The 20,920-nt window shown below is 69.8% G+C and carries 20 protein-coding genes and 1 riboswitch; of the genes, 6 read left to right on the top strand and 14 right to left on the bottom strand.

Going from position 1 to position 20,920, the window contains the following annotated elements; translation table 11 throughout:
* Window positions 1-6: 6 nt before the first annotated feature.
* Entirely contained in the window at window positions 7-2,235 is a 2,229-nt protein-coding gene (locus AB5L97_RS16670) for an ATP-binding protein (RefSeq protein WP_369045492.1), read from the bottom strand.
* A 153-nt stretch (window positions 2,236-2,388) separates the two neighbouring features.
* On the opposite strand from AB5L97_RS16670, the gene AB5L97_RS16675 reads away from it, so the two are divergent.
* The 3 genes from AB5L97_RS16675 (at window position 2,389) to AB5L97_RS16685 (ending at window position 4,934) form a co-directional block, all read left to right on the top strand.
* Window positions 2,389-3,645 (top strand): FAD-dependent monooxygenase, encoded by a 1,257-nt coding sequence (locus AB5L97_RS16675; protein WP_369045493.1) that lies wholly within the window; start codon window positions 2,389-2,391, stop codon window positions 3,643-3,645.
* Between the two features lie 125 nt (window positions 3,646-3,770).
* Window positions 3,771-4,127, top strand: coding sequence for a hypothetical protein (locus tag AB5L97_RS16680; RefSeq protein WP_369045494.1), 357 nt, complete (start codon window positions 3,771-3,773; stop codon window positions 4,125-4,127).
* A gap of 27 nt (window positions 4,128-4,154) precedes the next feature.
* Window positions 4,155-4,934, top strand: a complete 780-nt coding sequence (locus tag AB5L97_RS16685; RefSeq protein WP_369045495.1) for an alpha/beta fold hydrolase — start codon at window positions 4,155-4,157, stop codon at window positions 4,932-4,934.
* A 139-nt stretch (window positions 4,935-5,073) separates the two neighbouring features.
* On the opposite strand, the gene ggt is transcribed toward AB5L97_RS16685, so the two are convergent.
* Window positions 5,074-6,933: a gamma-glutamyltransferase gene (gene ggt, locus AB5L97_RS16690; protein ID WP_369045496.1), complete on the bottom strand. Its 1,860-nt coding sequence runs from the start codon at window positions 6,931-6,933 to the stop codon at window positions 5,074-5,076.
* Window positions 6,934-7,067: 134 nt separating this feature from the next.
* Between ggt and AB5L97_RS16695 the strand changes: the two genes are divergently transcribed.
* Both AB5L97_RS16695 and AB5L97_RS16700 read left to right on the top strand, forming a co-directional pair.
* Window positions 7,068-7,559: a glutathione peroxidase gene (locus tag AB5L97_RS16695; RefSeq protein WP_369045497.1), complete on the top strand. Its 492-nt coding sequence runs from the start codon at window positions 7,068-7,070 to the stop codon at window positions 7,557-7,559.
* A gap of 39 nt (window positions 7,560-7,598) precedes the next feature.
* Window positions 7,599-7,853, top strand: a complete 255-nt coding sequence (locus AB5L97_RS16700; protein WP_369045498.1) for a hypothetical protein — start codon at window positions 7,599-7,601, stop codon at window positions 7,851-7,853.
* A 114-nt stretch (window positions 7,854-7,967) separates the two neighbouring features.
* Here the strand turns inward: AB5L97_RS16700 and AB5L97_RS16705 are convergent, their stop codons facing one another.
* The 6 genes from AB5L97_RS16705 to AB5L97_RS16730 all read right to left on the bottom strand — a co-directional run bounded on the left by AB5L97_RS16705 (window position 7,968) and on the right by AB5L97_RS16730 (window position 13,697).
* Window positions 7,968-8,318 (bottom strand): hypothetical protein, encoded by a 351-nt coding sequence (locus AB5L97_RS16705; RefSeq protein ID WP_307958524.1) that lies wholly within the window; start codon window positions 8,316-8,318, stop codon window positions 7,968-7,970.
* A 144-nt stretch (window positions 8,319-8,462) separates the two neighbouring features.
* Window positions 8,463-10,004 carry a UDP-N-acetylglucosamine 1-carboxyvinyltransferase gene (locus tag AB5L97_RS16710; protein WP_307958525.1) on the bottom strand — a complete coding sequence of 514 codons (1,542 nt, stop codon included), beginning with the start codon at window positions 10,002-10,004 and terminating at the stop codon, window positions 8,463-8,465.
* 111 nt (window positions 10,005-10,115) lie between these two features.
* Window positions 10,116-10,499: a VOC family protein gene (locus AB5L97_RS16715; RefSeq protein WP_307958526.1), complete on the bottom strand. Its 384-nt coding sequence runs from the start codon at window positions 10,497-10,499 to the stop codon at window positions 10,116-10,118.
* Window positions 10,500-10,613: 114 nt separating this feature from the next.
* Window positions 10,614-11,462 carry an energy-coupling factor transporter transmembrane component T family protein gene (locus AB5L97_RS16720; RefSeq protein ID WP_307958527.1) on the bottom strand — a complete coding sequence of 283 codons (849 nt, stop codon included), beginning with the start codon at window positions 11,460-11,462 and terminating at the stop codon, window positions 10,614-10,616.
* Entirely contained in the window at window positions 11,459-13,084 is a 1,626-nt protein-coding gene (locus tag AB5L97_RS16725; protein ID WP_307958528.1) for an ABC transporter ATP-binding protein, read from the bottom strand. The genes AB5L97_RS16720 and AB5L97_RS16725 overlap by 4 nt, the downstream gene beginning before the upstream one ends.
* Before the next feature lie 13 nt (window positions 13,085-13,097).
* The gene (locus AB5L97_RS16730; RefSeq protein WP_307958529.1) at window positions 13,098-13,697 is read right to left on the bottom strand and encodes an ECF transporter S component; all 600 of its coding nucleotides are present in this window, start codon (window positions 13,695-13,697) and stop codon (window positions 13,098-13,100) included.
* A 41-nt stretch (window positions 13,698-13,738) separates the two neighbouring features.
* Window positions 13,739-13,874, bottom strand: a riboswitch (TPP riboswitch).
* 91 nt (window positions 13,875-13,965) lie between these two features.
* On the opposite strand from AB5L97_RS16730, the gene AB5L97_RS16735 reads away from it, so the two are divergent.
* On the top strand, window positions 13,966-14,226 hold the full coding sequence (locus tag AB5L97_RS16735; RefSeq protein WP_307958530.1) for a DUF4235 domain-containing protein: 261 nt from the start codon (window positions 13,966-13,968) through the stop codon (window positions 14,224-14,226).
* Between the two features lie 340 nt (window positions 14,227-14,566).
* On the opposite strand, the gene mnhG is transcribed toward AB5L97_RS16735, so the two are convergent.
* The 6 genes from mnhG to AB5L97_RS16765 are packed head-to-tail and all read right to left on the bottom strand — an operon-like array spanning window position 14,567 to window position 20,915.
* A complete protein-coding gene (gene mnhG / locus AB5L97_RS16740; RefSeq protein WP_369045499.1) occupies window positions 14,567-14,956 on the bottom strand; it encodes a monovalent cation/H(+) antiporter subunit G in 390 nt (129 codons plus the stop codon).
* Entirely contained in the window at window positions 14,953-15,240 is a 288-nt protein-coding gene (locus AB5L97_RS16745; RefSeq protein ID WP_307958532.1) for a monovalent cation/H+ antiporter complex subunit F, read from the bottom strand. Before AB5L97_RS16745 ends, mnhG begins: the two co-directional genes overlap by 4 nt.
* Window positions 15,237-15,824: a Na+/H+ antiporter subunit E gene (locus AB5L97_RS16750; RefSeq protein ID WP_369045500.1), complete on the bottom strand. Its 588-nt coding sequence runs from the start codon at window positions 15,822-15,824 to the stop codon at window positions 15,237-15,239. The genes AB5L97_RS16745 and AB5L97_RS16750 overlap by 4 nt, the downstream gene beginning before the upstream one ends.
* The gene (locus tag AB5L97_RS16755) at window positions 15,821-17,395 is read right to left on the bottom strand and encodes a Na+/H+ antiporter subunit D (RefSeq protein ID WP_369045501.1); all 1,575 of its coding nucleotides are present in this window, start codon (window positions 17,393-17,395) and stop codon (window positions 15,821-15,823) included. The genes AB5L97_RS16750 and AB5L97_RS16755 overlap by 4 nt, the downstream gene beginning before the upstream one ends.
* The gene (locus AB5L97_RS16760; protein ID WP_307958535.1) at window positions 17,392-17,898 is read right to left on the bottom strand and encodes a Na(+)/H(+) antiporter subunit C; all 507 of its coding nucleotides are present in this window, start codon (window positions 17,896-17,898) and stop codon (window positions 17,392-17,394) included. Before AB5L97_RS16760 ends, AB5L97_RS16755 begins: the two co-directional genes overlap by 4 nt.
* Complete coding sequence (locus AB5L97_RS16765; RefSeq protein ID WP_369045502.1) at window positions 17,895-20,915, bottom strand: Na+/H+ antiporter subunit A; 3,021 nt, start codon at window positions 20,913-20,915, stop codon at window positions 17,895-17,897. The genes AB5L97_RS16760 and AB5L97_RS16765 overlap by 4 nt, the downstream gene beginning before the upstream one ends.
* Window positions 20,916-20,920 lie beyond the last annotated feature (5 nt).

A 20,920-nucleotide genomic window follows, 5' to 3' on the forward strand; every position in this document is an offset into this window, starting at 1 on the left:
CCACCCTCAGCCCCCGACCGGGTGGTCGGCTGCCCAGCCAGCCAAGGCCACCCGGTTGCGGATCCCCAGCTTCGCCGTAGCGTGCGCGACGTGGCTCTCCACGGTCCTCTCCGAGATCCCGAGGCGCCGAGCGATCGACGCGTTCGTGTGGCCCCGCCGCACCATCTCTGCGACCTCGAGCTCGCGCGCGGTGAGCAGCCCGCCACGGGAGGCGCCGGCGTCGAGCGCCCGCAGTCCGGCAGCCGCATCGGCGAAGGTGATCCGCTCGCCCTCGTCCCAGGCCTGCCGTGCCGGGCCCTCCCCGATGAGTGCGGCCGCGGCCGTCCTGACCCCCGCGATGTCGGCGAGGGTCCGGGCGTCGTATCGTCCGCTGCCGCCCTGGCGTCTGGCAGCAGAGGCTGCCGCGCGGACCGCCGCCGCGGGCGCTCTGCGGACGTCGAGGGCTGCGAGCTGAGCGAGGGCGCTGCCATAGACGACGACATCGCCGATCACACCGAAGCGGTCGAGCGCCGCGAGCAGCTTCGCGCGAGCCGACGCGGTGCGGCCGAGCGCGTGCTCCGCCATCCCCCAGTGGGTCAGGATCTGGCCCTGTCCCCACACGTCGCCAGCCTTGGCGGCGAGTTCGAGGGCGCTCGCGAACCCTGCGACAGCTTCCTCCGCCTTGCCCGCAAACAGGGCAGCGGCGCTGAGGATTCCGCGCGCGCGTGCCTGCCCGGCCTCATCCCCGACGGCGGCGAAGGCCTCGAGGGCACGCCGAGCGGCCGCCTCCGCCCGCTCGGCCTCCCCAGCGTAGGCGAGCCCAGCAGCACGGAAGATCTCGACAGCGCCGGCCGCTTCCGTGTGCGCGTCGAGGATATCGAGGGCCTCCGCGGACCGAGTGCGCATCGACTCCGCGTCCTGTCTCACGAGGCTCAAGCAGGTCGCCGCGACGAGACCCCCGGCGCGGACCTCGTCCGGGGCCCGGTAGGCATCGAGGAACGCGTCAACCCGGGCCGCGCCCTCGTCCGCCGCCACGAGGCGCCACAGTTCCTCGGTCGAGGCCATGAGGCGGAGTCCGGCAGCGGGGTCTGCCCGGAGGGCGAAGTCGAGGGCGGCGCGGAGATCCGGGAGGGCATCGTCGCGGTGCGAGGCTCGGAGGCGGTCCGCGACGCTCGGGAACCCTTCCCCGCCGAGTTCCTGCACCATCCACGCGAGATGGGCCTCCCGCACGGCGTCGAGGCGCCCGGCCGCCGCGAGCGACTCTGTCGCGTACTCGCGCAGCGTCCCGAGCATCCGGAAGATCGTCCGTCCCGCCGGCTCGGAGGACGCCTGGAGGAGGGACCGGGACACGAGGTCCTCCAGGTCTCCGAGCGAGGCGTGCGCGACGACGGCCGCGGCCCTCGCGCTGAACGGCCCCGCGAAGATCCCGCACGCCTCGAACACCTCGCGCCCACGCCCGTCGAGGGCACCGACGCTCCCCTCGATGGTGGCGCGGAGGCTGCGATGGCGAGCGGGCGCCGTCGTGGGTCCCTCACCGAGGGCGTCGATGCCCCGTTCAAGCTCCGCGAGGAGTTCGGCCGGGGCCATGACCAGCGAGCGGGCCGCGGCGAGCTCGATGGCGAGCGGCAGCCTGTCGATGCGCTCGCACAGCTCGCGGGCGGACGCCCGGGAGGCGGGCGAGTCGGGCAGCGATGAGCGCACGGCGAGGGCCCTCTCCCAGAAGAGTGCCTCGACATCCTCGGCGGACATCGGCCCGACGCTGATCACGCGCTCCCCCGCGACATTCAGGGGCCGCCGACTGGTGGCCAGGATGCGTGCGGCGGCGGTGCCTTCAACGAGCTCAGAGGCCAGGCGGGCGGCCTCGCCCAACATACTCTCCGCGTTGTCCAGGACGACGATGGACTCGCCCCCGAGGTCGAGCCACCACACTACGGCGGCAACTGCCTCCGTCGAAGTGATCCCTCGGAGGCCAGCCGCCTCCGCAACGGCTGGCGCTAGGGGCGCCCCGGCGGGCAGGCCCGACAGGTCGGCGAACGCGATGCGCTCCGGCGGCGGCGGGTCGCGCCGCAGGGACTCGAGCAGGATCCTCGTCTTGCCGGCCCCGCCCGGGCCTACGAGGGTCACGACCCGGGTCGCATCGCGGGCTCGGGCTAGGGCGTCAAGCTCCTCGGCCCGACCGATGAAACTGCTCGCGGGAACCGGAATCCGCGCAGCGAGCGCGGTCATGGCGGCCGACGTCGTATTCCGCGTGGCCATGCGCCCAGTATGTGCGCACCCTCATGCAGTGTCTAGGCGGGCGTCTCCGTACCGGCTCCGTAGTTCTGCGGATGTTGCGGTCGGCCCCGAAACCTACCGTGAAGGCGAAGGGTCGGAGGGTCTGCAACCCTCGCCAGAGGAAGGGAGCCAGTCATGAATGCTCAGCCAGACGCAGATGTCGTGGTTGTGGGCGGCGGGCCCGCGGGGCTCGCGGCCGCCGTGGGGGTTGCGCTTATGGGGCGCACGGCGATCGTCGTCGATTCTGGTGGCGATCGTGGACCTGGTGGACGCGCGGTCATGATGCACAGCGGCACCCTCCGGGTGCTTTCAACAATGGGCTGTGCCGACGCCATCGTGGCCGAGGCTGCGACGATCGACAGCATGGAGACGCGGACGCCTCGGCACGTGCTGACCACGGCGCGCTTCACTGCGCTGCCCGGCCCCTACCCGTTTGCCGTGACCCTTCTGCAGGCTCGGACCGAGGCCATCCTCCGAGCGCGCGCCCAGGAGCTCGGCGTGCGCCTCGTCACGGACCGCGCCATGGGCGTGGTGCAGGACCATCGCGGCTCGGCTGCCCTGCTCGAGGGCGGAGCGTCTCTTGGCGGGCGGTATCTCGTCGGCGCAGACGGAATGCACGGCACAGTACGCAGAGCCGCGGGGATCTCGTACCCCGATACCGGCGCATCCAGCGGAGATGCAGAGAACTTGACGCTCGCGGACGTCGTGGCCCCCGGATACGAGCTGCGCGATCGAGCGATCATCCTCACGGGCCCGGGCGGCATGCTTGCCCTCGTACCGCTTCCTCAGGGCAGGCTCCGAGTGGTCGCGAACCTCCCGGAGGGTCACACAGCTCCCACTGCCGACTCCATCCAGAGTCTTATCGATACCCGGTGGTCACCGCGTCGTTCGGACCGTCCCCAGATCAGCGTCGATGAGGTTGTCGCTTCTACCCACCTCCGGATCCGGCATCACCTCGCCGACCGGTTCCGGGCGAACCGTGTGCTGCTCGCGGGGGACGCTGGTCACGTCCACAGCACCGCGGGCGGCCAGGGCATGAATCTCGGGATCCGCGACGGATGGTATCTCGCCCGCGCAATTGCAGGCGCTCTCGATGCCGAGGAAGCCGCGCAGCCCGACAAGGCTGACGCGCTCCTCGACTCGTACGCCTCGAACCGTCGCGCAGTCGCGGCGCGGGTCATCGACGTCACGAATCGCATCAGTCGGATCATGTTCCCTCCCGCGCCGTTCCGACCGCTGGTCTACCTGGGCGTGCGTCTCGCGGAACGTTTCGGTGCGGGCGAGCGCCAGGCACTCGCACTCTCAGGTCTCCTGGATACCGGCCCCGACATGCTCCGCAGCTCCTCCCAGCACCTGCTGGCTGAGCCGTCAGGCCAGCGCGGGCTGGCCTGACGGCTCCGTTGCGGCTCAGTAGCGGCTCAGTAGTTCTGCGGATGTTGCGAACGCCGCCCAAACCTACCGTGAAGGTGAAAAGAACCGGCGGACCTGGAGCCCGCCACGCATGAAAGGAGCCGGTCATGCCAAGCGCACGCAAGGAAACCGCGCCCGTCACCATTGACACCCCTGCCTACGCCGCCCGTCTGGTCGAGCTCGGCGGGTTTACCGTCGCCTATGAAACGATCCGCATCCAGCACGACGCTGCGCCCTTCTTCAAGGGGCTCCCCGACGATCGATGCCCGTGCCCGCACTGGGGTCTGGTCGTGGCTGGCCAGCTGACTCTCCACTACTCCGACCACGACGAGACCATCGAGGCGGGCGAGACGTACTACGCCCCTGCAGGTCACCTACCGTCGAGCCTAGCCGGCACCGAGCTGATCACCTTCAGCCCGACCGACCAGATCAACGAAGTCAATGCCGTACTCGCCGCCAACTAGCTCGGGCGAACGACTGAGGAGGTCGCGATGTACGCCACGAAACCCGACGGCACGATGCTGGTCTACGAGGAACATGGAGCGGGTGAGCCGGCGATGGTGTTCGTCCACAGCCTGGGCGTCCCCAACCATTACCGACACCAGATCGATCACTTCGCGCCGCGGCACCGCATCATCGCGCCGACTCTGGCGGGCTTCGGCGCGAGCACGGCTCCCGTGCAACGCGACCTCACCTTTGCACAGTGGGCCGAGGATCTCGCCTGGCTGTGCGAGCAGCTCGACCTCCGCGCCGCGGTAATCGTCGGGCACAGCATGAGCGGCGCGATTGCCCTCGAACTCGCCGCCACACACCCCGGGCTGGTTGGCGCGGTGGTGCTCCTCGACCCCGTGCCGGTAGCCCCCCTCCCGGCCTTCCGCCAGGGCATCGGCGGGCTCGCCCAAGCGTTGGGCGGGCCGAACTACCGTGACGCCCTACGCGACTTTGCCGAGGCCCGCATGTTCCGAGAAACCGACGACTCGGCCTTGCGATCACAACTGGTCGAGGACATGTGCGCGGTACCGCAGCACGTGCTCGTCGGTGTCTTCGCCGGCCTCCTTGCCTGGGACGGCGAAGAGGTCGCGGGACATGTGAAGGCGCCGATCCTGCAGATCGTGCAAGGCGGCGGCATGCCGGTGGACGTGGCCCGCATCCAAGCGGTCCTCCCCGACCTTGAATTCGGTCAGACCGTCGGCGCCGGACACTGGGCCCACCTCATCGTTCCCGATCAGGTGAACTCGATGATCGAGCGCTTCCTTGCTGTACACCTGTAGACCGATTCGTGAGCCGTTGAGGCGGTACACCGCGGAACGCGGATGCTCCGCGGATCCTTTCTCCCACGGAAACAGCGGGATGAGCCGTCAGGCCAGCGGGGGCCGGCCTGACGGCTCACTGCGTCTGCTCTCGGCGGGGCTACGGCGACGGCTTGAGGACCATCGCCGATCCGCCGCCGCGCCTCACGGGCTCGGCCGCTGCGAGCATCTTCCCGCCCGGCAGGAACTCGATGGCAGTCTCAGCGCCGATCTCGGCTGCGGACGTGAACGCGTCGCCCGAGGGAACGAGCAAGTGGCCGAACGGAGCCAGGCCGGTTCCGTATTTCGAGATGAACCCCGGCTCTGCCGTCACAAAGGCCCTGCCGGAGGAGTTGGCGAAGTTCCGATCCGACGCACGGGGAGCCGCGATGGCCTGGGGCGTTGTCATGCCGAGGTCGACGCGGTTGACGATCGTCTGCAGGACTGTCGTGATGATCGTCGAGCCGCCCGGGGAGCCGAGGGCGAGCCACGGTTTGCCGTCCTTGAGCATGATCGTGGGCGACATCGAGGATCGCGGGCGCTTGAACGGCTCGATACGGTTCGGGTCGCTCGCGCTCCACACCGCACTGAAGTCGGTCAGCTCGTTGTTGAGGAGGAACCCGCGTCCTGGAACCACGATGCCCGAGCCGCCGGTCTGCTCGATCGTGAGCGTGTACTCGACGACGTTGCCCCACTTGTCCGCGACGGTCATATTCGTTGTCGAGATGTTCTCGGTGTCCTTCTCGGAAGCGGCCGCAGCCGGGCGAGCCGGGCACACGCCGTCGTACGAGGTGACGTCCCCCGGTTTGAAGGGGACCTGGGTCGCCTTGTTCGGGTTGATCTGGCACGCGCGCTCCTTGCCGAAGACCGGGTCGAGGAGGGCCTTCTGCGGGACGTCGACGAACGCCGGATCGCCCACGTACTTGCCGCGGTCGGCGAACGCGAGGGCACTCGACTCGAGGTAGTAATGGAGGGCCTGAGGCACGGACATCTCGGACAGGTTGACAGTGTTAAGGATGTTCAGCGCCTCGCCCACCGTCGTCCCGCCGGAGCTCGACGGGGCCTTGCCATAGACATCGAGCCCACGGTAGTTCACGTGGGTCGGGTCCTGGTCGAGGGTCGTGTAGGCGGCCAGATCCGCGGGGGTCATCGACCCCACGGGGATCGGCAGAGTGGCAGAGGCAGACTTGGGCGGGCTCTGCACGGCCGCGGAGATCTCAGAGGCCAGAGGCCCGCGGTACAGCGCATTCACGCCGTCCTCGGCCAGCATGCGGTAGGTCGCCGCGAGATCGTGGTTCTGGAAGATGCTGCCGACGGCGGGCGCGTCGCCACCGGGCAGGAACAGATTGCTCGTGGACGTGAACTGCTGGAAGCGGAGCTTGTTGTCCTCGGTCTGCTGCCGAAAGGTCCCGTCGACCACGAAGCCGCGGTCCGCGACCTTGATCGCGGGTTTGAGTGCCTCACCGAGGCTCAGGGTCCCCCAGCGGTCGAGCGCCCGCTGCCAGGTCGCAGCGGTGCCGGGCACGCCCACGGAGACTCCGCTCGTCACGAGCTGTGGTGTGAAGTTGTAGGGCTTGCCGGTCTTGGGGTCGATGAAGGCGTCATGGGTGATGCCAGCGGGCGCGGTCTCGCGGCCGTCGATCGTGCTGACCTTGCCGGATTTCGCGTCGTAGTACACGAAGTATCCGCCGCCCCCGATCCCGGCGCTGTACGGCTCGGTGACTCCGAGGGTAGCGGCTGCTGCGACGGCAGCGTCGACCGCGTTGCCGCCCTTCCGGAGCACCTCGAGCGCGGCGGCCGAGGCCTCGGGGTCCACGGTGCTCACGGCGCCCCCGTACCCCGTGGCGGTGGGCGTCTTGTCGACGGCGCGTGGGTCAGCGGACGCTGGGCTCGCGACGGCCCCTGTGGTCAAGGCCAGGGCAAGAGCCGCCATTGCGGCCGCGCCCCTGCGGCGCACGTTTATCCAGTCCAGATGTTTCATGGGTTCCTCCCCGGAATCCTTCAACTGACAAGGTGTGACATACGCTACTTTGAGCCTCCGACACTCAACACCCTTCGCGAATGAACCGATGCAGCCCGGCGCTCGTTGGAGAAGTAGGGAGAGGGAGGAACGCGATGGGACTCGACAGCATTGAAGTCACCACTCTGGACGGCCGCACGACGACGTTCGGCGAGTGGGCGGGCCAGATCCGGCTCGTAGTCAACGTGGCAAGCAGGTGCGGACTCGCGCCGCAGTACAAGGCCCTCGAGGCACTCCAGGAGAAGTACCGCGACCGCGGCTTCACCGTGCTCGGCTTCCCGAGCAACCAATTCCTGCAGGAGTACCTGGACTCAGAGAAGATCGCCGAGTATTGCTCAGCGACGTGGGGCGTCACCTTTCCGATGATGGCCAAGGTCTGGGTCAACGGCCGCGGCCAGCACCCGCTCTACCGCGAGCTCACCAAGACGCCGGACACCGCCGGCAAGGCAGGGCGCATCCAGTGGAACTTCGAGAAGTTCCTCGTGATGCCCGACGGCGCGGTCCACCGCTTCCGGCCGCAGACCGTGCCCGACGACCCGGCGATCATAGGCCTCATCGAGAGCGCCCTCACTCGGGCCGCCTCCTGAGGTCTGGCCAACGAGAGGGCGCGTGGGCAGGATGGCCTCATGCCAACGCAGTCCGCGCTGTCCCTGTGGTCACGAGGCTCGGTCCTCTCGATCGGGTCTGTGGGATCCGTGCTGTCGATAGGGTCTGTCGGCTCAGCGCTCTCCGTCGGCTCGCTCGGCTCGGCGCTCTCGCTGTTCTCGGCCGGCTCCTGGCTGAGCGTCGGCTCGTTCCTGTCCGCACAGTCGCGGTGGTCCACCCTGTCGTGGCGGTCGACCCGCGCCAACCGCGCGGCCAGGACCGGCGGGCCGCAGTGAGCGGCCGCACGACGCCGGCCACGCGCCGTCGTGCGCAGACTTGGGAGTCCCTGCTCGAGGCCTGCCACATGAGCTGTCCGCTGGGGCGGGCGGGATTCATCCATCCATCATTGGCTACGGGCCGCCCAGCAGTCCGCACGTGTACGTAGCGTTGTCTGCGGCGACGACGATCCACGTCGTGGCTCCACTCGAGGACGACGCGTAGATGTCTCCTCCCCCGGAGGTGGTTCCCCGTTTGACCAGCCCCTCGACGGACCCGGCGCCCGCACCCGGATGTGCGCCGCACTCGTAGTCACGGTCCGCGAACTGGACTCTCGAGGGCACCGCCCTGGGCCAGAGGACCCAGTCCGACGTCGTCTCATGGACGCCCCGCAACCGAATCCCCAGCACCAGGAGGACGATGGCGAGCACCACCCCGAGCGCTGCACCGAGCGCCGTCGTGCGCCCTCGCCTGCCACTGGTCATGGCGCAACTGTGTTCGACGTCCCGTGACTGCGTCAACCCCTGGGTCGGCACCGCGCCGGCCACGCGCCGTCGTGCGCCCCGTGCCGAGACTCCGAGCACCTCGAGAGCGCCCTCCTCGTTCCTAAGACGTGCCCCCGGGCGGGATCAGTCCTGGAAGTACTCGATCTTCGCGCCGAGCGAGTTGAGCCTCTCCGCAAGGTCCTGGTACCCGCGCTCAATCACGTAGATGTTCCGCAGCTCGCTCGTGCCGCGGGCAGCGAGCATGGCCAGGAGGATGCAGGCGGCCGGGCGCAGGGCCGGCGGGCAGCCGACCTCCGCGGCCCGCCACTTGGTGGGTCCGTTGACGTAGATGCGGTGCGGGTCCAGGAGCTGGATGTTCGCTCCGAGCCGGTTGAGCTCGGTGAGGTAGATGGCGCGGTTCTCGTAGACCCAGTCGTGGATCATCGTCTGGCCGGTCGCGTTCGCGGCGATAACCGCGAAGAACGGCAGGTTGTCGATGTTCAACCCCGGGAAGGGCATGGGGTGGATCTTGTCCGCAGGTGCGTGCAGCTCGGACGGGAGGACCGTGACATCCACAAGGCGCGTCAGCCCGTTGCGGGCCGTGTATTCGCCGGAGACCTCGAGCTGCTGGCCCATCTGTGCCAGGGTCGCCAGCTCGATCTCCATGAACTCGATGGGCACCCGGCGCACGGTAATCTGCGAGTTCGTGACGATCCCGGCCGTGATGAGGCTCATCGCCTCGATCGGGTCCTCGGACGGGAAGTAGTCGATGTCGGCGTCGATCCGTGCCTTGCCGCGGATACGCAGCGTGGTCGTTCCAACGCCCTTGATCTCCACACCGAGGCCCTGCAGGTAGAAGCACAGGTCCTGGACCATGTAGTTCGGGCTCGCGTTGCGGATCACCGTCACGCCCTCGCGGTGCACCGCGGCCATGATGGCGTTCTCGGTGACGGTGTCACCGCGCTCGGAGAGCACAAAGGAGCGGTCAGCGCCGTCGGCCTCGGGGGCACGGACGGTGTAGAACCCGGCGGTCGCCTCGACGTCAAGGCCGAACTGGCGCAGGGCCTGCATGTGCGGCTCGACGGTGCGGGTGCCGAGGTCGCAGCCGCCGGCGTACGGGAGACGGTATTCGCTGCTCTCGTCGAGGAGCGGACCGAGGAGCATGATCACGCTGCGGGTGCGGCGCGCCGCCTCGACATCCATGCCCTCGAGGTTGAGGACGGCGGGGCGGCGGATCTGGAGGTCACGGGGCTGCTCGCCCACGCCTGCGTCGAGCCATGTGCACTCGACGCCGATCGAGGTCAGGACCTCGACGATCCGGTTGACCTCCTCGATCCGGGCCAGACGACGGAGGGTGGTGGTTCCGCGGTTGATGAGGGAGGCGCACAGGAGGGCGACGCCCGCGTTCTTGGACGTGTTGACATCGACAGCGCCCGAGAGCCGGTGCCCGCCCTCGACCCGCAGGTGGGTCATCTTGGGCGGCCCGATGTTGACGATCCGCTGGCCGAGGATGTCCTCGATGCGCTGGATCATCTTCAGGCTGAGGTTCTGCTTGCCCTGCTCCATGCGCGCGACGGCGCTCTGGCTGGTCCCCAGTTCGGAGGCGAGCTGTCCCTGAGTCCAGCCCCGGTGGGAGCGGACGTCACGCAGGAGGATGCCGACGGTCTCAGCGGTCTGTTGTGCCATAGGCACGAAAATATCACAAGTGCTATACCGAACCTCAAATCACGCGCTTAGGCACGCAAAAATAGGTCTAGACCAATCAACAGCATTCTTTGGTGAGATAAAGCGGGTGCGCTACCCTGCAGTAATCGAGAGGACGTTGCCCGCCGGATCCTTGAACCACGCGATGCCCATTCCGCTCTCCGGGTCGCGCAGAACGCCCCGGTCGTCGACTGGCATCTCGGGCGTGGACGGGTACTTCTCGAGGGACACGCCGACTTCAGCGAGCTGCGCAATGGCGGCATCCAGATCGGCGACCTGGAAGTTCAGGACCGTGAACGTGGCCGGCTCGTGGTTCGGCTTGGGGTACACGAACACGGTCTGCCCGCCCGGGACGGTGACGAGCAGCCCGCCCATCTGATCCTTCGTTTCGAGTCCAAGCGTGCCGCCGTAGAAGGCGCGCGCCCCCTCGATGTCACCGGCGCTGAAGCTTGAGAATGATCCGCTGATATCGAACATCGCTGACTCCTATTGCAGTGGCCAAGGCCTCCCCCCGCTACGATCCCACCACACGACGGCAGGCGCCAGAGCGCACGACGGCGAACGGTCGCCGTCGTGCGCCCGCTCGCCCAGCTATCCCCACACCACGTTCCAGGTGCCGAGCGCGACGGCGGCGCACACGGCGAGCGCGGCGATCGCGGCTCCCCCGGCGATCACCCACGCGTCGAGGCGCGAGAAGTTCGACTCGCGGGCCCAGGTCCGCGGCGCGGGCTTCCCGTCGACGATGCCGCCGAAGCCCCGCGCCTCCATCGCGACGGCGAGCCGCGTGGCCCGGCGGATGGCCTGGACCAGGAGCGCGAACGCCTGCCCGAGGAACGCACGGAACCGGGCCGGGAGGCTGTGCCCGCTCCCCACTCCTCTGGCGCGCCGCGCGAGCCCGAGCGTGCGCCACTCGTCGACGAGGAGCCCCACGAGGCGCATCCCGGCCAGCGCCCCGAGCACGAACCGCACCGGCAGGCGCAGCTTCTGGGCGAGGCCGTCGGCGAGGTCGGTCGGATCGGTCGAGAACAGGAGGAACACGCCGGGCAGGGCGATCGCGAGGCCGCGCAGCCCGATCGCGGCCCCGGCGAGGACCGAGTGCTCGGTGAACGTGACGGGCCCAAGCTGTAGCCATACCGGTCCGGTCTTGGCACCGAGCAGTGCGGTCGAGTATGCGGCCAGCCCCGCGGCGACGATCAGCGGCCACGTGCGCCTGAGCAGGGTCCCGGGGCGCACGCCGAGCAGCGGGACGAGCGCGAGCTCGCACACGAGCGCCACCGTCGCGGACACCCAGTCCACGCTGAACAGGAGCGCAATGGTGACGCACAGGCCCGCCGCGAGCTTCGCCACCGGATTCGCCCTGGCGAGCGTCGAGTTCGCAACGTCCGGGGTCAGGATGCCCGCACTTCCCACATTGGCCGCGCCCGGCGTGTCAGCGCTCATGCCGCGGCCCCCACGAGCGCGGCGCGGCCGGAATCCACCCGGTACACGGAGTCGGAGAGTGCCGCGGTGAAGTCCTCGTCGTGGGTCACGGAGAGCAGCGACGTGCCCTGGCCGAGGAGCTCGGCGAGCAGCTTCACGAGCTCGGCCCACGTCAGGGCGTCCTGGCCGAACGTGGGCTCGTCGAGCATGAGGATGCGCGGGCTGGTGGCGAGCATCGTCGCGACGGAGAGCCGGCGCTTCTCCCCGCCCGAGAGCGTGAAGGGGTTGGCCCCCGCAAGCTGGGTCAGGCGCAGCCGCTCGAGGAGGGGGTCGACGGCGGCACGCACCTGAGCTTCCTTCATGCGGGCCACGCGGCGCGGCCCGAACTCGAGCTCGTCGATCACGCGCGGCGTGAGGAACTGGTGCTCGGGCTCCTGGAACACGCTCCCGATCCGGGTCACGAGCTCGCTCGAACGCCATCGGTGTGGGCTCGGGCCTGCACCCCGCGCGAGCGGCGCGAGCGCCTCGAGACGCCCTCCGAGCGCGGGCAGCAGCCCCGCGAGGGTGAGTGCGAGCGTGGACTTGCCGGCGCCGTTCGGGCCGGTCACGCTCACCGACCGGCCCTCGTGCAGCGCGAGGTCGATCCCGGCCACCACGGGCGCCGCCTTCCGGGCACGGCCGACGGCGAGCCCTCCTGCCGCGAGCAGGGCATCGTGGGAGGGGGTGCTTCCGGACCGGTGGCCATTGGCCGCTCGGGGGCCTGAGCTGTGGGAGCCGGAGCCATCATTGCCAGCCCCCGACGCGGCGGCCTCGCCAGCGGCGCCGGGCTGCCAGTCTGATCGGGATTCGCGCAGCGGCCGCACCGGCCCCTCGCCGGTGAGCGGATGCCACCCCGGCACCCAGACACCCATGGCGGCCAGCCGACGTCGTGCGTCCGGTTCGGCGAGCACAGCGTCCGGTGTGCCGTCGGCGGCCACTCCTCCGGCGGCGTCGAGCACCACGACGCGGTCCACGAGCCCCGACCAGACGGAGACGCGATGCTCGACGACCACGAGCGTCGCCCCGGTGCGGTCGAGGCTGCGGCGCACGGCATCGCGCACCTCGTCGACGCCTGCGGGGTCGAGGTTCGCGGTGGGTTCGTCGAGGAGGACGAGGCCGGGCTCCATCGCGAGGATCCCGGCGAGGGCAAGGCGCTGCTTCTGGCCGCCGGAGAGGGAGGATGTGGGGTGGTCGAGGGGGACGGCGAGGCCCACGTCGTCGAGGGCACGGTGCACTCGGGGCCAGATCTCTTCGCGCGGCACGGCGAGGTTCTCACAGCCGAAGGCCACCTCGTCGCCGACTCTGGCCATCGCGATCTGGCCGTCCGGGTCCTGGAGGACGAGCCCCGCCCGCCCGCGCGCGAGCGGCGCGGGCACGCCGTCGATGGTGAGCTGGCCGCGTTCCTCGCCCTCCTCCGCGGCACCGAGGACCCCGGCGAGGGCGTGCAGGAGGGTGGACTTGCCGGCACCGGACGCCCCGAGCAGCAGGATCCGTTCGCCGGGGGCGATGTCCAGATCCACCCCGTCCACGGCGAAGGCCTTCCGGCCCGCGTGGCGCCAGCCCCACCCGCGGGCCTTCACGCCCGCAGGCCTGTTCCCGCTCACGCCGTCCGGCACGTCAGACGTCCGCAGCGCGCCCGGCCGCGAACGCCGAGAGTGCGCCCGTCTTCGCGAGGCCCCGCACAGCGAGCCAGCTCAGCAGGCCAGCAATGACAGCACCGGAGAGGACGGCGAGCACGGTGTAGACAGCCTGCCAGCCGAACTCCCACTCGGGGAAGTAGATGATGACCTCGGAGACGCCGAGCGCGAGGCCCGAGAGGGCGCCGGCAAGCAGCGCGACGCCGAGGTTCCAGCGGCGGTAGCGGAAGATCGCGAACGCAGCCTCGGCGCCGGCACCCTGGACGAGGCCGGAGAGGAGCACCGCGAGGCCGAACTGGGAGCCGAGGAGCGCCTCGACCACGGCTGCGACGATCTCGCAGAACAGCGCGGCGCCCGGCTTGCGGATGATGAGCCCGCCGAGCACGCCCGCGATGACCCAGCCGCCCGCGTAGAGGCCGCCGAGCGGGGCGAACGCGGCCGTTGCGGCCTCGACACCCACGTAGCCCTGATCCCAGAGCCAGAAGATGACACCGCAAGCCACCGAGACGACGGCGGCCACGACGATGTCGACGACGCGCCACGTGTACTTGGCGGGCGCGGTGCCAGTGGTTCCAGACATTGCAGTTCCTCCTGGAGGCAGGAGGGGAGGGCAGCCGCAGCTGCCTTGAGAACTCGACTCCCTTCGCCGGTACTAGCCGGAGCAGGTTCGAGGGTCTGCGGTAGCCCGCACTCTCAGCGCCCTGCTCCCAGACCGGCTCGGTGCCGGCTTGGGGGCGACGCTCCCCTGTCGTTGGTGAAGCCCATTGTACGTCGTGTCCGGACGCGCGGGACCGGCGTGGCGGGAGGGTCCGCCCTGATCGGCGCACGGTCACGTTAGGCTGGCCACCATGAGCATCCTCATCAAGCTCCTCGGTACGGCCATCAGCATTGGCGCGGGAATCGTTGCGACCAAGCTCGTCGACTTCGCATGGGAGAAGGGCACCGGGAACAAGCCTCCGAAGGACGCGACCAACCTCGAGGAGAGCCTGCGGGACACGCTCGTGTTCGCACTTGTCTCGGCCGGAGTGGGTGCCGTGATCCAGACTCTGGCGCAGCGGTACACGCAGCGCGCGATCGCAAACTTCAAGAAGACCCCCGAGCTCACCTGAGCCCGCCGTCCTAATTCGGTGGGTCGCCTTCCGTGGGTCACCTCCAGTGGGTCACCTCCTGTGACCGACGGTGCAGGTTTCCCCAGCTTTAGGCTTCAACACACCGCGTGTCGCCCCGCTTGATCGGCGTGTCGCCACCTCCGGCTCCGGAAAGCTGGGGAGTTTCGTACGGTGACCGGACTCATGCGCGCCTAGGGCGTGGCATCGCGGCGTCCCGGGCAGGTGCGGAACGCGCACGACGCCGCCACTCGCCGTCGCGCGCCCGCCGCCCCGCCCGCCGCGCGGAACCCGCACTCGGTAACCTTCGGAAGGTGACCCCCAGAGGGTGACCCCTGGACGGCTATGGGGCGTCGTGCTCCGATCCGTGTTCCTGCTCGACCCGCGCCACGACCTCCTCGAGCTCGTCGACCGAGAGGCGCGACCGGTCGTAGTGCTTGGTCCGGTAGCCGGCACGGCCCACCATGTGTGCCGAGACGGGGACCGTCAGGAGCTGGAAGATCCAGGCAACCACGAGCAGCGGCACGAGGGACCACGTGCGCCACTGCAGGCCCGCGGCCGTGAGAAGGAGCAGCGACCCGAAGACCTGTGGCTTGGTCGCGGAGTGCATGCGCGTGATGAGGTCCGGGAAGCGCAGGACCCCGATCGCCGCCGCGAGGGACATCGCCGATCCGAGGACCATCAGCACGGCGGCGGTCCAGGTGAGGGCGGTGTCCACGGCATCGGCGCTCATGGGCGCCTCCTGTCCTGCACGAACCGTGCCACCGTGACCGAGCCGATGAAGCCGATGATCGTGATCGCCACGACGAGTGCGATGTTGTTGGTGTGGCGATTGGCGGCCATATCGACGCACAGGGCCGAGGCGACGACCGCGAGGAGCACGTCCGCAGCGAGCACCCTGTCCAGCAGCGCGGGCCCCTTGATCATGCGGAGGATCGCGCCGAAGGCCGCAAGGGAGAGCAGCACGCTGCAGATCCCGAGGACCCAGGGCATCACCATCGCGCTGGCCCCGCTCATCGGGTCCCTCCCTCGCCCCGCTCCGCGGACATCATCCGCTCGAGGTGGTGCTCTTCGTTGACCAGCGCCAGCTCCTCCTTGGTACCCATGATGCGGATCAGCTCGGCCTCGGCGTCGAGCACCTCACGGCGTACCCGCTCGGCACCGGCGGCGTCCTCGACGTTGATGAAGTGGACATAGAGCGTCGCGTTGGCCCGGTCGACGTCGACCACCATCGAGCCCGGAACGAGCGAGGTGACGTGGCCGGTCGCGGTCACCATGAGGTCGGTGTGGCTGCGCAGGGGGACGGCGACGACGGCGCTGCGGACGCGCGGGCCCTTGGCAAGGGCGAGCCACAGGAGCTCGAAGCTCGCGACGGCGACGTGCCACACGAACACAAACGAGTAGCGCACGGCGTGCAGTACGTTGAACCTCCCGCTCAGCCCGACGGGCGGAAGGTAGAAGAGCCTGGTCACGATGAGCGCGATGATCGCGCCGAACAGCAGATTCCCGGGCGAGAAGTCCTGCCACAGGGCCCCCCAGATGATCACGAGCCAGGCGAGCAGAGGGACTTCAATCCGCAGCGGGTTCCTCGACTGCTTCATCGGTGGCCTCCCGGGGTGAACTGGGCCCGTGCGGCGTCCGACGCCTCCGTGCCGAGGACAGCGGAGATGTACGGCGAACGGTCCAGCATCTCCCCCGCAGCCTGTTCGCTGAGCCGGTACAGCGGCCCAGCGAACACCGTGAGGGCGAGGCCGACGACGACGAGTCCCGCCGTCGCGCTGAGCATCGGCACCGGCATCGCGTTGGCCGCGGCCGGCTGGAGCAGCGTGGGCGCGGGTGACAAGGCGTCCTCGGCCCGCCGCCAGAACACGCGGCTCCACACGCGGGCCATCGCGAGCAGGGTCAGTAGGCTCACGACGACGCCGGCGGCCACGAGCACGAACGCGAGCGGCGTACCGAGCTGCACGCCCGCCTGGAGGAGGCCGAGCTTCCCGAGGAACCCGGACAGCGGTGGGATGCCCGAGAGGTTCATCGCAGGGAGGAAGTAGAGGAGCGCGAGCACGGGCGAGAGCTTCGCGAGGCCGCCGAGCCGGTCGATCGACGACGAACCGCCGCGCCGCTCGACGAGCCCCGCGACGAGGAAGAGGGAGGTCTGGACGGTGATGTGGTGCACCACGTAGAACACTGCAGCGGCCAGCCCGAGGACTGAGCCCAGGGCCACGCCGAAGACCATGTACCCGATGTGGCTCACGAGCGTGAAGGACAGGAGCCTCTTGATGTCCGTCTGGGCCAGGGCGCCCAGGATGCCCACGACCATCGTGGCGAGTGCCACGACCATGAGCGGGACATTGAGCGCGTCACCGGGGAAGAGGAGCGTCTCGGTGCGGATGATCGCGTAGACGCCGACCTTCGTCAGGAGGCCCGCGAACACGGCCGTGACGGGTGCCGGTGCGGTGGGGTACGAGTCCGGAAGCCACAGGGACAGGGGGAACACGGCAGCCTTGATGCCGAACCCCACCAGCAGCATCGAGTGCAGGAGCAGCTGCGTTCCCGGGTCCAGCTGGCCCAGCTTCACCGCGAGGTCCGCCATGTTCACGGTTCCGGTCGCGGCATAGACCATGGCAATCGCAATGAGGAACAGCAGCGACGAGACAACGCTCACGACGACGTACGTCACCCCCGCGCGTATGCGCGGCCCCGTCCCTCCGAGCGTCAGGAGGACGTAGCTTGCGGTGAGGAGGATCTCGAACCCGACGTAGAGGTTGAAGAGGTCCCCGGCGAGGAACGCGTTGGAGACGCCCGCCACGAGGATCATGTAGCTGGGGTGGAACACCGAGATGGGACCGTCCTTGTCCCCGTCGGCCACGCCCTGCGCCGTGGCGTAGACCAGGACGGCGAGGCTCACCGTGGTCGAGATGACCAGCATGAGCGAGGAGAACTGGTCCACGACCATCGTGATGCCGAACGGAGGGGCCCACCCGCCGATCGTCACGGCAGAGGTGCCGCCGTCCCACACCGAGAGCAGGAGCAGCACCTCGAGCGCAAGCGTCAGCGCGAGCACGGAGATGGTGACGGTGCGCTGGGCGCGCTGCTGCCGCAGCAGGAGGAACGCGAGGGCGGCCCCGAGGATCGGAAGGGCGACGGCGAGCGGTGCGAGGCTGGCGATGTTCACTCTCGCGTGGCCTCCTTCCGTTGTGCCGCGTGGGTCCTCGGATCGAGCATCGCGAGCGCCTCGCGGTCCGCGGCGGCAGCGGCCTCGGGGATGGGGAACTCCGAGAGGTCGACGGGAACGTCGGCATCGTCCTCCGCATGCCAGCTGGGCTGCGCGGCCACGCGGCGGTCCTCGATATCGTCCGCGACGATGTCCCCCCGGCCAAGCTGCCACGTCCGGTAGATGAGGGCGAGCATGAAGGCCGTCACAGCGAACGAGATCACGATCGAGGTCAGGATGAGGGCCTGCGGCAGCGGGTCGTTGTACGCGGAGGGGTCAGCACCCTTGACGATCAGCGGGGCGAGCCCGGCTTTGCCCCCGGTCGCGAGCAGGAGGACGTTCGCGCCGTTGGTCAGGAGCATGAGCCCCAGGAGCACCCGGGTGAGCGACCGTTCGAGCAGCAGGTAGATGCCGGCGGCGAACAGGAGTCCGGCGACGACCGTCAGGGTGAGGTTGATGGTCATCTGGCGGCCTCCTCGCCGGCGCGTTCTCTGCGGACCTTCCCGGCCCCTTCCTTCTGCCCCACCTCGAGCTGTTCATCGATGCGCGAGCCGAGGCTGCGCAGCACGTCGACGACCAGGCCGACCACCACGAGGTAGACGCCGATGTCGAAGATCGTGGAGGTCACGAACTTGACGTCGCCGAAGACGGGCAGCCAGAGCTCGACGATCGCGCTCTGGAACATCTGGCCGCCGAGGGCCAGGGGTACGGCCCCGGAGAGTGCGGCAGTCCCGAGGCCCGTGCCGAGGAGGACGCCGGGCCCAACAGAGGCTGCCTCGTGCAGCTCGAAGCGGCCGCCGGCGAGGTAGCGGACGGTCAGTGCGAGGCCCGCGAGGAGCCCACCTCCGAAGCCCCCGCCGGGGAAGTTGTGCCCGGCGAGGAGGATGTACACCGAGAAGACCACCAGCGAGTGGAAGATGAGCCGAGTGATGACCTCGAAGATGATCGATCGCCGCTCGGGCGCGAGGGTCCGCCCTGCAACGAGCCAGGCGTCGCGCGTGATGGTCGCGAACGTGCGCGCGACGGCGAGCTCGGCGCCGCCCCGCGATCGCTTGTCGACACCGCGCATGCGGCCGATGCTGCCCGTCGGGACGTCCGCCGTGTCCCCGAGCCTGCCGCCGCTGTGCCTGATGAAGATGAGGCTCGCCACCCCCGTCGCAGCGAGCGCGAGGACGGAGACCTCTCCGAACGTGTCCCACGCGCGCAGGTCCACGAGGGTCACATTGACGATGTTGAGACCGCCGCCCCCGGTGTAGGCCAGGTCCGCGAAGTGCAGGGAGACAGGCTCCGCAATGCGCGCGTCCATGGCCACGAGCGCCGCGAGCACCATCACCGTGCCGAAGACGAGGGCGATGACGATGCGGGCCACGCGGTATCTCCCTCCCATGCGGTCCCGCAGCTGCGGCGGGAGGCCGCGCATCCCGAGGATGAACGCGACGAGCACGATCGTCTCGACGAGCATCTGGGTGAGGGCCAGATCCGGCGCGCCCTGCAGCGCGAAGATGAGCGAGATGCCGTATCCCGTGACGGACACCATGAGCACGGCGAGGAAGCGCTTGTTGGCTCTGAGCGCGGCGAGCGCGGCGACGACGATCGCGACGCCGATCACGGGCGTGAGCGGCGAGCCGGGATCCACAAGCGTGATCCGGTCCGGCCCCGGCAACGGCGCACCGCCGGCCAGGAGTGCCGCGATGGGCACGAGCGCCGCGACGGCCAGGATCACGGCGAGGTAGAAGAACAGCGAGCCGCGCTGGGTGCGGCCCGTGACCCAGATGGCCACATCATCCGTGGCGCCGATGATCGCCCGGTAGCCGCGCTCGGCGTCCACGGGCACGCCGAGGCGGGACTGCGCACGCTCCACGGCGCCGCGCGCCGCGAACAGGAGCGCGCCGATGAGCCAGCCCGCCGCGGAGAAGGCGAGGGGAAGTCCGACGCCGTGCCACACCGCGAGGTGCGGTACCCCGCCGATCCCGGCGGCAGCCGCCCGGGCGGCGTCGTGCGTCGCGGCGGCCGCCCCCGCTGCGACGTCGGCGGCGTACGGACCGACCCACGAATCCACCGGGCCCGGCCACAGCCCGTAGACGAGGCCCGCGAGCGCGAGCACCGCCGGAGGCGCGACGAACAGCGGCGGGGTGGGCTTGAACGGGGTGTCCGGCATGCCGGGCTTGAGGGCGAACGCGCCCCACACGAAGCGGGCGCTGTAGGCGACGGTGAGGGCGGATCCGAGCGCAAACCCGATGAGCATGACGTCGCGCCAGCCCGCCCCGAGCGGGGCGTGGTCGAAGGCGTCGAAGACGGCTTCCTTGGCCACGAAGCCGCCGAACAGGGGAAGGCCGGCCATCGACGCCGCGGCGAGGGCACCCGTGACCGCGAGGGCGCGCGAGCGGCGGAATACGCCCGAGAGCCGGCGGAGGTCCCGGGTGCCAGTCTGGTGGTCGATGATGCCCACCACGAGGAACAGCGCCGCCTTGAACAGCGCGTGGGCCACGACCATCGCGAGGCCCGCGAGCGCGGCCGAGGGGGTCCCGAGGCCCACGATGCCGATCATGAACCCTAGCTGGCTCACGGTGCCGAACGCGAGGATGAGCTTGATGTCGGTCTGGCGCAGCGAGCGGTACCCGCCCAGCAGCATGGTCGCGAGGCCGAAGCCCAGGACCACAGGCTGCCAGTAGGGCGTCTCGGCGAGGCCCGGAGCGAGGCGGGCCACGATGTAGACGCCGGCCTTGACCATGGCGGCCGCGTGCAGGAACGCCGAGACCGGGGTCGGTGCCGCCATGGCCGCCGGCAGCCAGAAGTGGAACGGGATGAGCGCGGACTTGCTGAGCGCACCCACCAGCACGAGGACGGCACCTGCGGCGACCGCGCCCGCAGTGGCCGGGTCTGCGACGAGCGCGGGTACCTTCTCCAGGAGCCCCGAGATGCGGTAGGTTCCCGCGGCGTGGCCGAGAAGGACGAGTCCGATGAGCATCGCGAGGCCGCCGGCGGTCGTGACGATCAGGGCCTGGAGGGCCGAGCGGCGTGCCGAGAGGCGCACGTTGGCGTACCCGATGAGGAGGTACGAGAGGACGGACGTGAGCTCCCAGAAGACGAACATGCCGATGAGGTCGTCCGCCGCGACGAGGCCGAACATGGCTCCCGCGAACGCGAGCATCTGGCCTCCGAAGCCGCCGAGCCCAGCGTCGTCGCGCTTGAAGTAGCGCGCGCAGTACAACAGCACGAGAGAGCCCACACCCAGGACGAGGAGGCAGACCACCCAGGCCAGCGGATCGAGCCGGAACGCCATCTGGACGCCCAGGGTCGGGATGAAGTCCCAGGATTCGACGACGCCACCGCTGTACGCCGCGCCGTGCTGGAGCACCAACCAGACGAGAGAACCGGCCGGCACCGCGGCCAGGAGGAAGAACGCCGCGCGCCCGAGCCGCCGGAAGATCCACGGCGCGCCAGCCGCCACCGCAAAGTGCAGGGCGAGTACTGGCAGCACGGGCG

This window comes from Sinomonas sp. P10A9 (assembly GCF_041022165.1).
In the GTDB taxonomy this organism is placed as follows: domain Bacteria; phylum Actinomycetota; class Actinomycetes; order Actinomycetales; family Micrococcaceae; genus Sinomonas; species Sinomonas puerhi.

Coding starts and splice junctions, on each gene's coding strand:
- AB5L97_RS16675 (WP_369045493.1), top strand. CDS start 2,389: ATGAATGCTCAGCCAGACGCAGATGTCGTGGTTGTGGGCGGCGGGCCC.
- AB5L97_RS16715 (WP_307958526.1), bottom strand. CDS start 10,499: ATGTTCGATATCAGCGGATCATTCTCAAGCTTCAGCGCCGGTGACATC.
- AB5L97_RS16685 (WP_369045495.1), top strand. CDS start 4,155: ATGTACGCCACGAAACCCGACGGCACGATGCTGGTCTACGAGGAACAT.
- AB5L97_RS16720 (WP_307958527.1), bottom strand. CDS start 11,462: ATGAGCGCTGACACGCCGGGCGCGGCCAATGTGGGAAGTGCGGGCATC.
- AB5L97_RS16760 (WP_307958535.1), bottom strand. CDS start 17,898: ATGACCATCAACCTCACCCTGACGGTCGTCGCCGGACTCCTGTTCGCC.
- AB5L97_RS16745 (WP_307958532.1), bottom strand. CDS start 15,240: ATGAGCGGGGCCAGCGCGATGGTGATGCCCTGGGTCCTCGGGATCTGC.
- AB5L97_RS16750 (WP_369045500.1), bottom strand. CDS start 15,824: ATGAAGCAGTCGAGGAACCCGCTGCGGATTGAAGTCCCTCTGCTCGCC.
- AB5L97_RS16695 (WP_369045497.1), top strand. CDS start 7,068: ATGGGACTCGACAGCATTGAAGTCACCACTCTGGACGGCCGCACGACG.
- AB5L97_RS16730 (WP_307958529.1), bottom strand. CDS start 13,697: ATGTCTGGAACCACTGGCACCGCGCCCGCCAAGTACACGTGGCGCGTC.
- mnhG (WP_369045499.1), bottom strand. CDS start 14,956: ATGAGCGCCGATGCCGTGGACACCGCCCTCACCTGGACCGCCGCCGTG.
- AB5L97_RS16705 (WP_307958524.1), bottom strand. CDS start 8,318: ATGACCAGTGGCAGGCGAGGGCGCACGACGGCGCTCGGTGCAGCGCTC.
- ggt (WP_369045496.1), bottom strand. CDS start 6,933: ATGAAACATCTGGACTGGATAAACGTGCGCCGCAGGGGCGCGGCCGCA.
- AB5L97_RS16710 (WP_307958525.1), bottom strand. CDS start 10,004: ATGGCACAACAGACCGCTGAGACCGTCGGCATCCTCCTGCGTGACGTC.
- AB5L97_RS16700 (WP_369045498.1), top strand. CDS start 7,599: ATGCCAACGCAGTCCGCGCTGTCCCTGTGGTCACGAGGCTCGGTCCTC.
- AB5L97_RS16670 (WP_369045492.1), bottom strand. CDS start 2,235: ATGGCCACGCGGAATACGACGTCGGCCGCCATGACCGCGCTCGCTGCG.
- AB5L97_RS16680 (WP_369045494.1), top strand. CDS start 3,771: ATGCCAAGCGCACGCAAGGAAACCGCGCCCGTCACCATTGACACCCCT.
- AB5L97_RS16735 (WP_307958530.1), top strand. CDS start 13,966: ATGAGCATCCTCATCAAGCTCCTCGGTACGGCCATCAGCATTGGCGCG.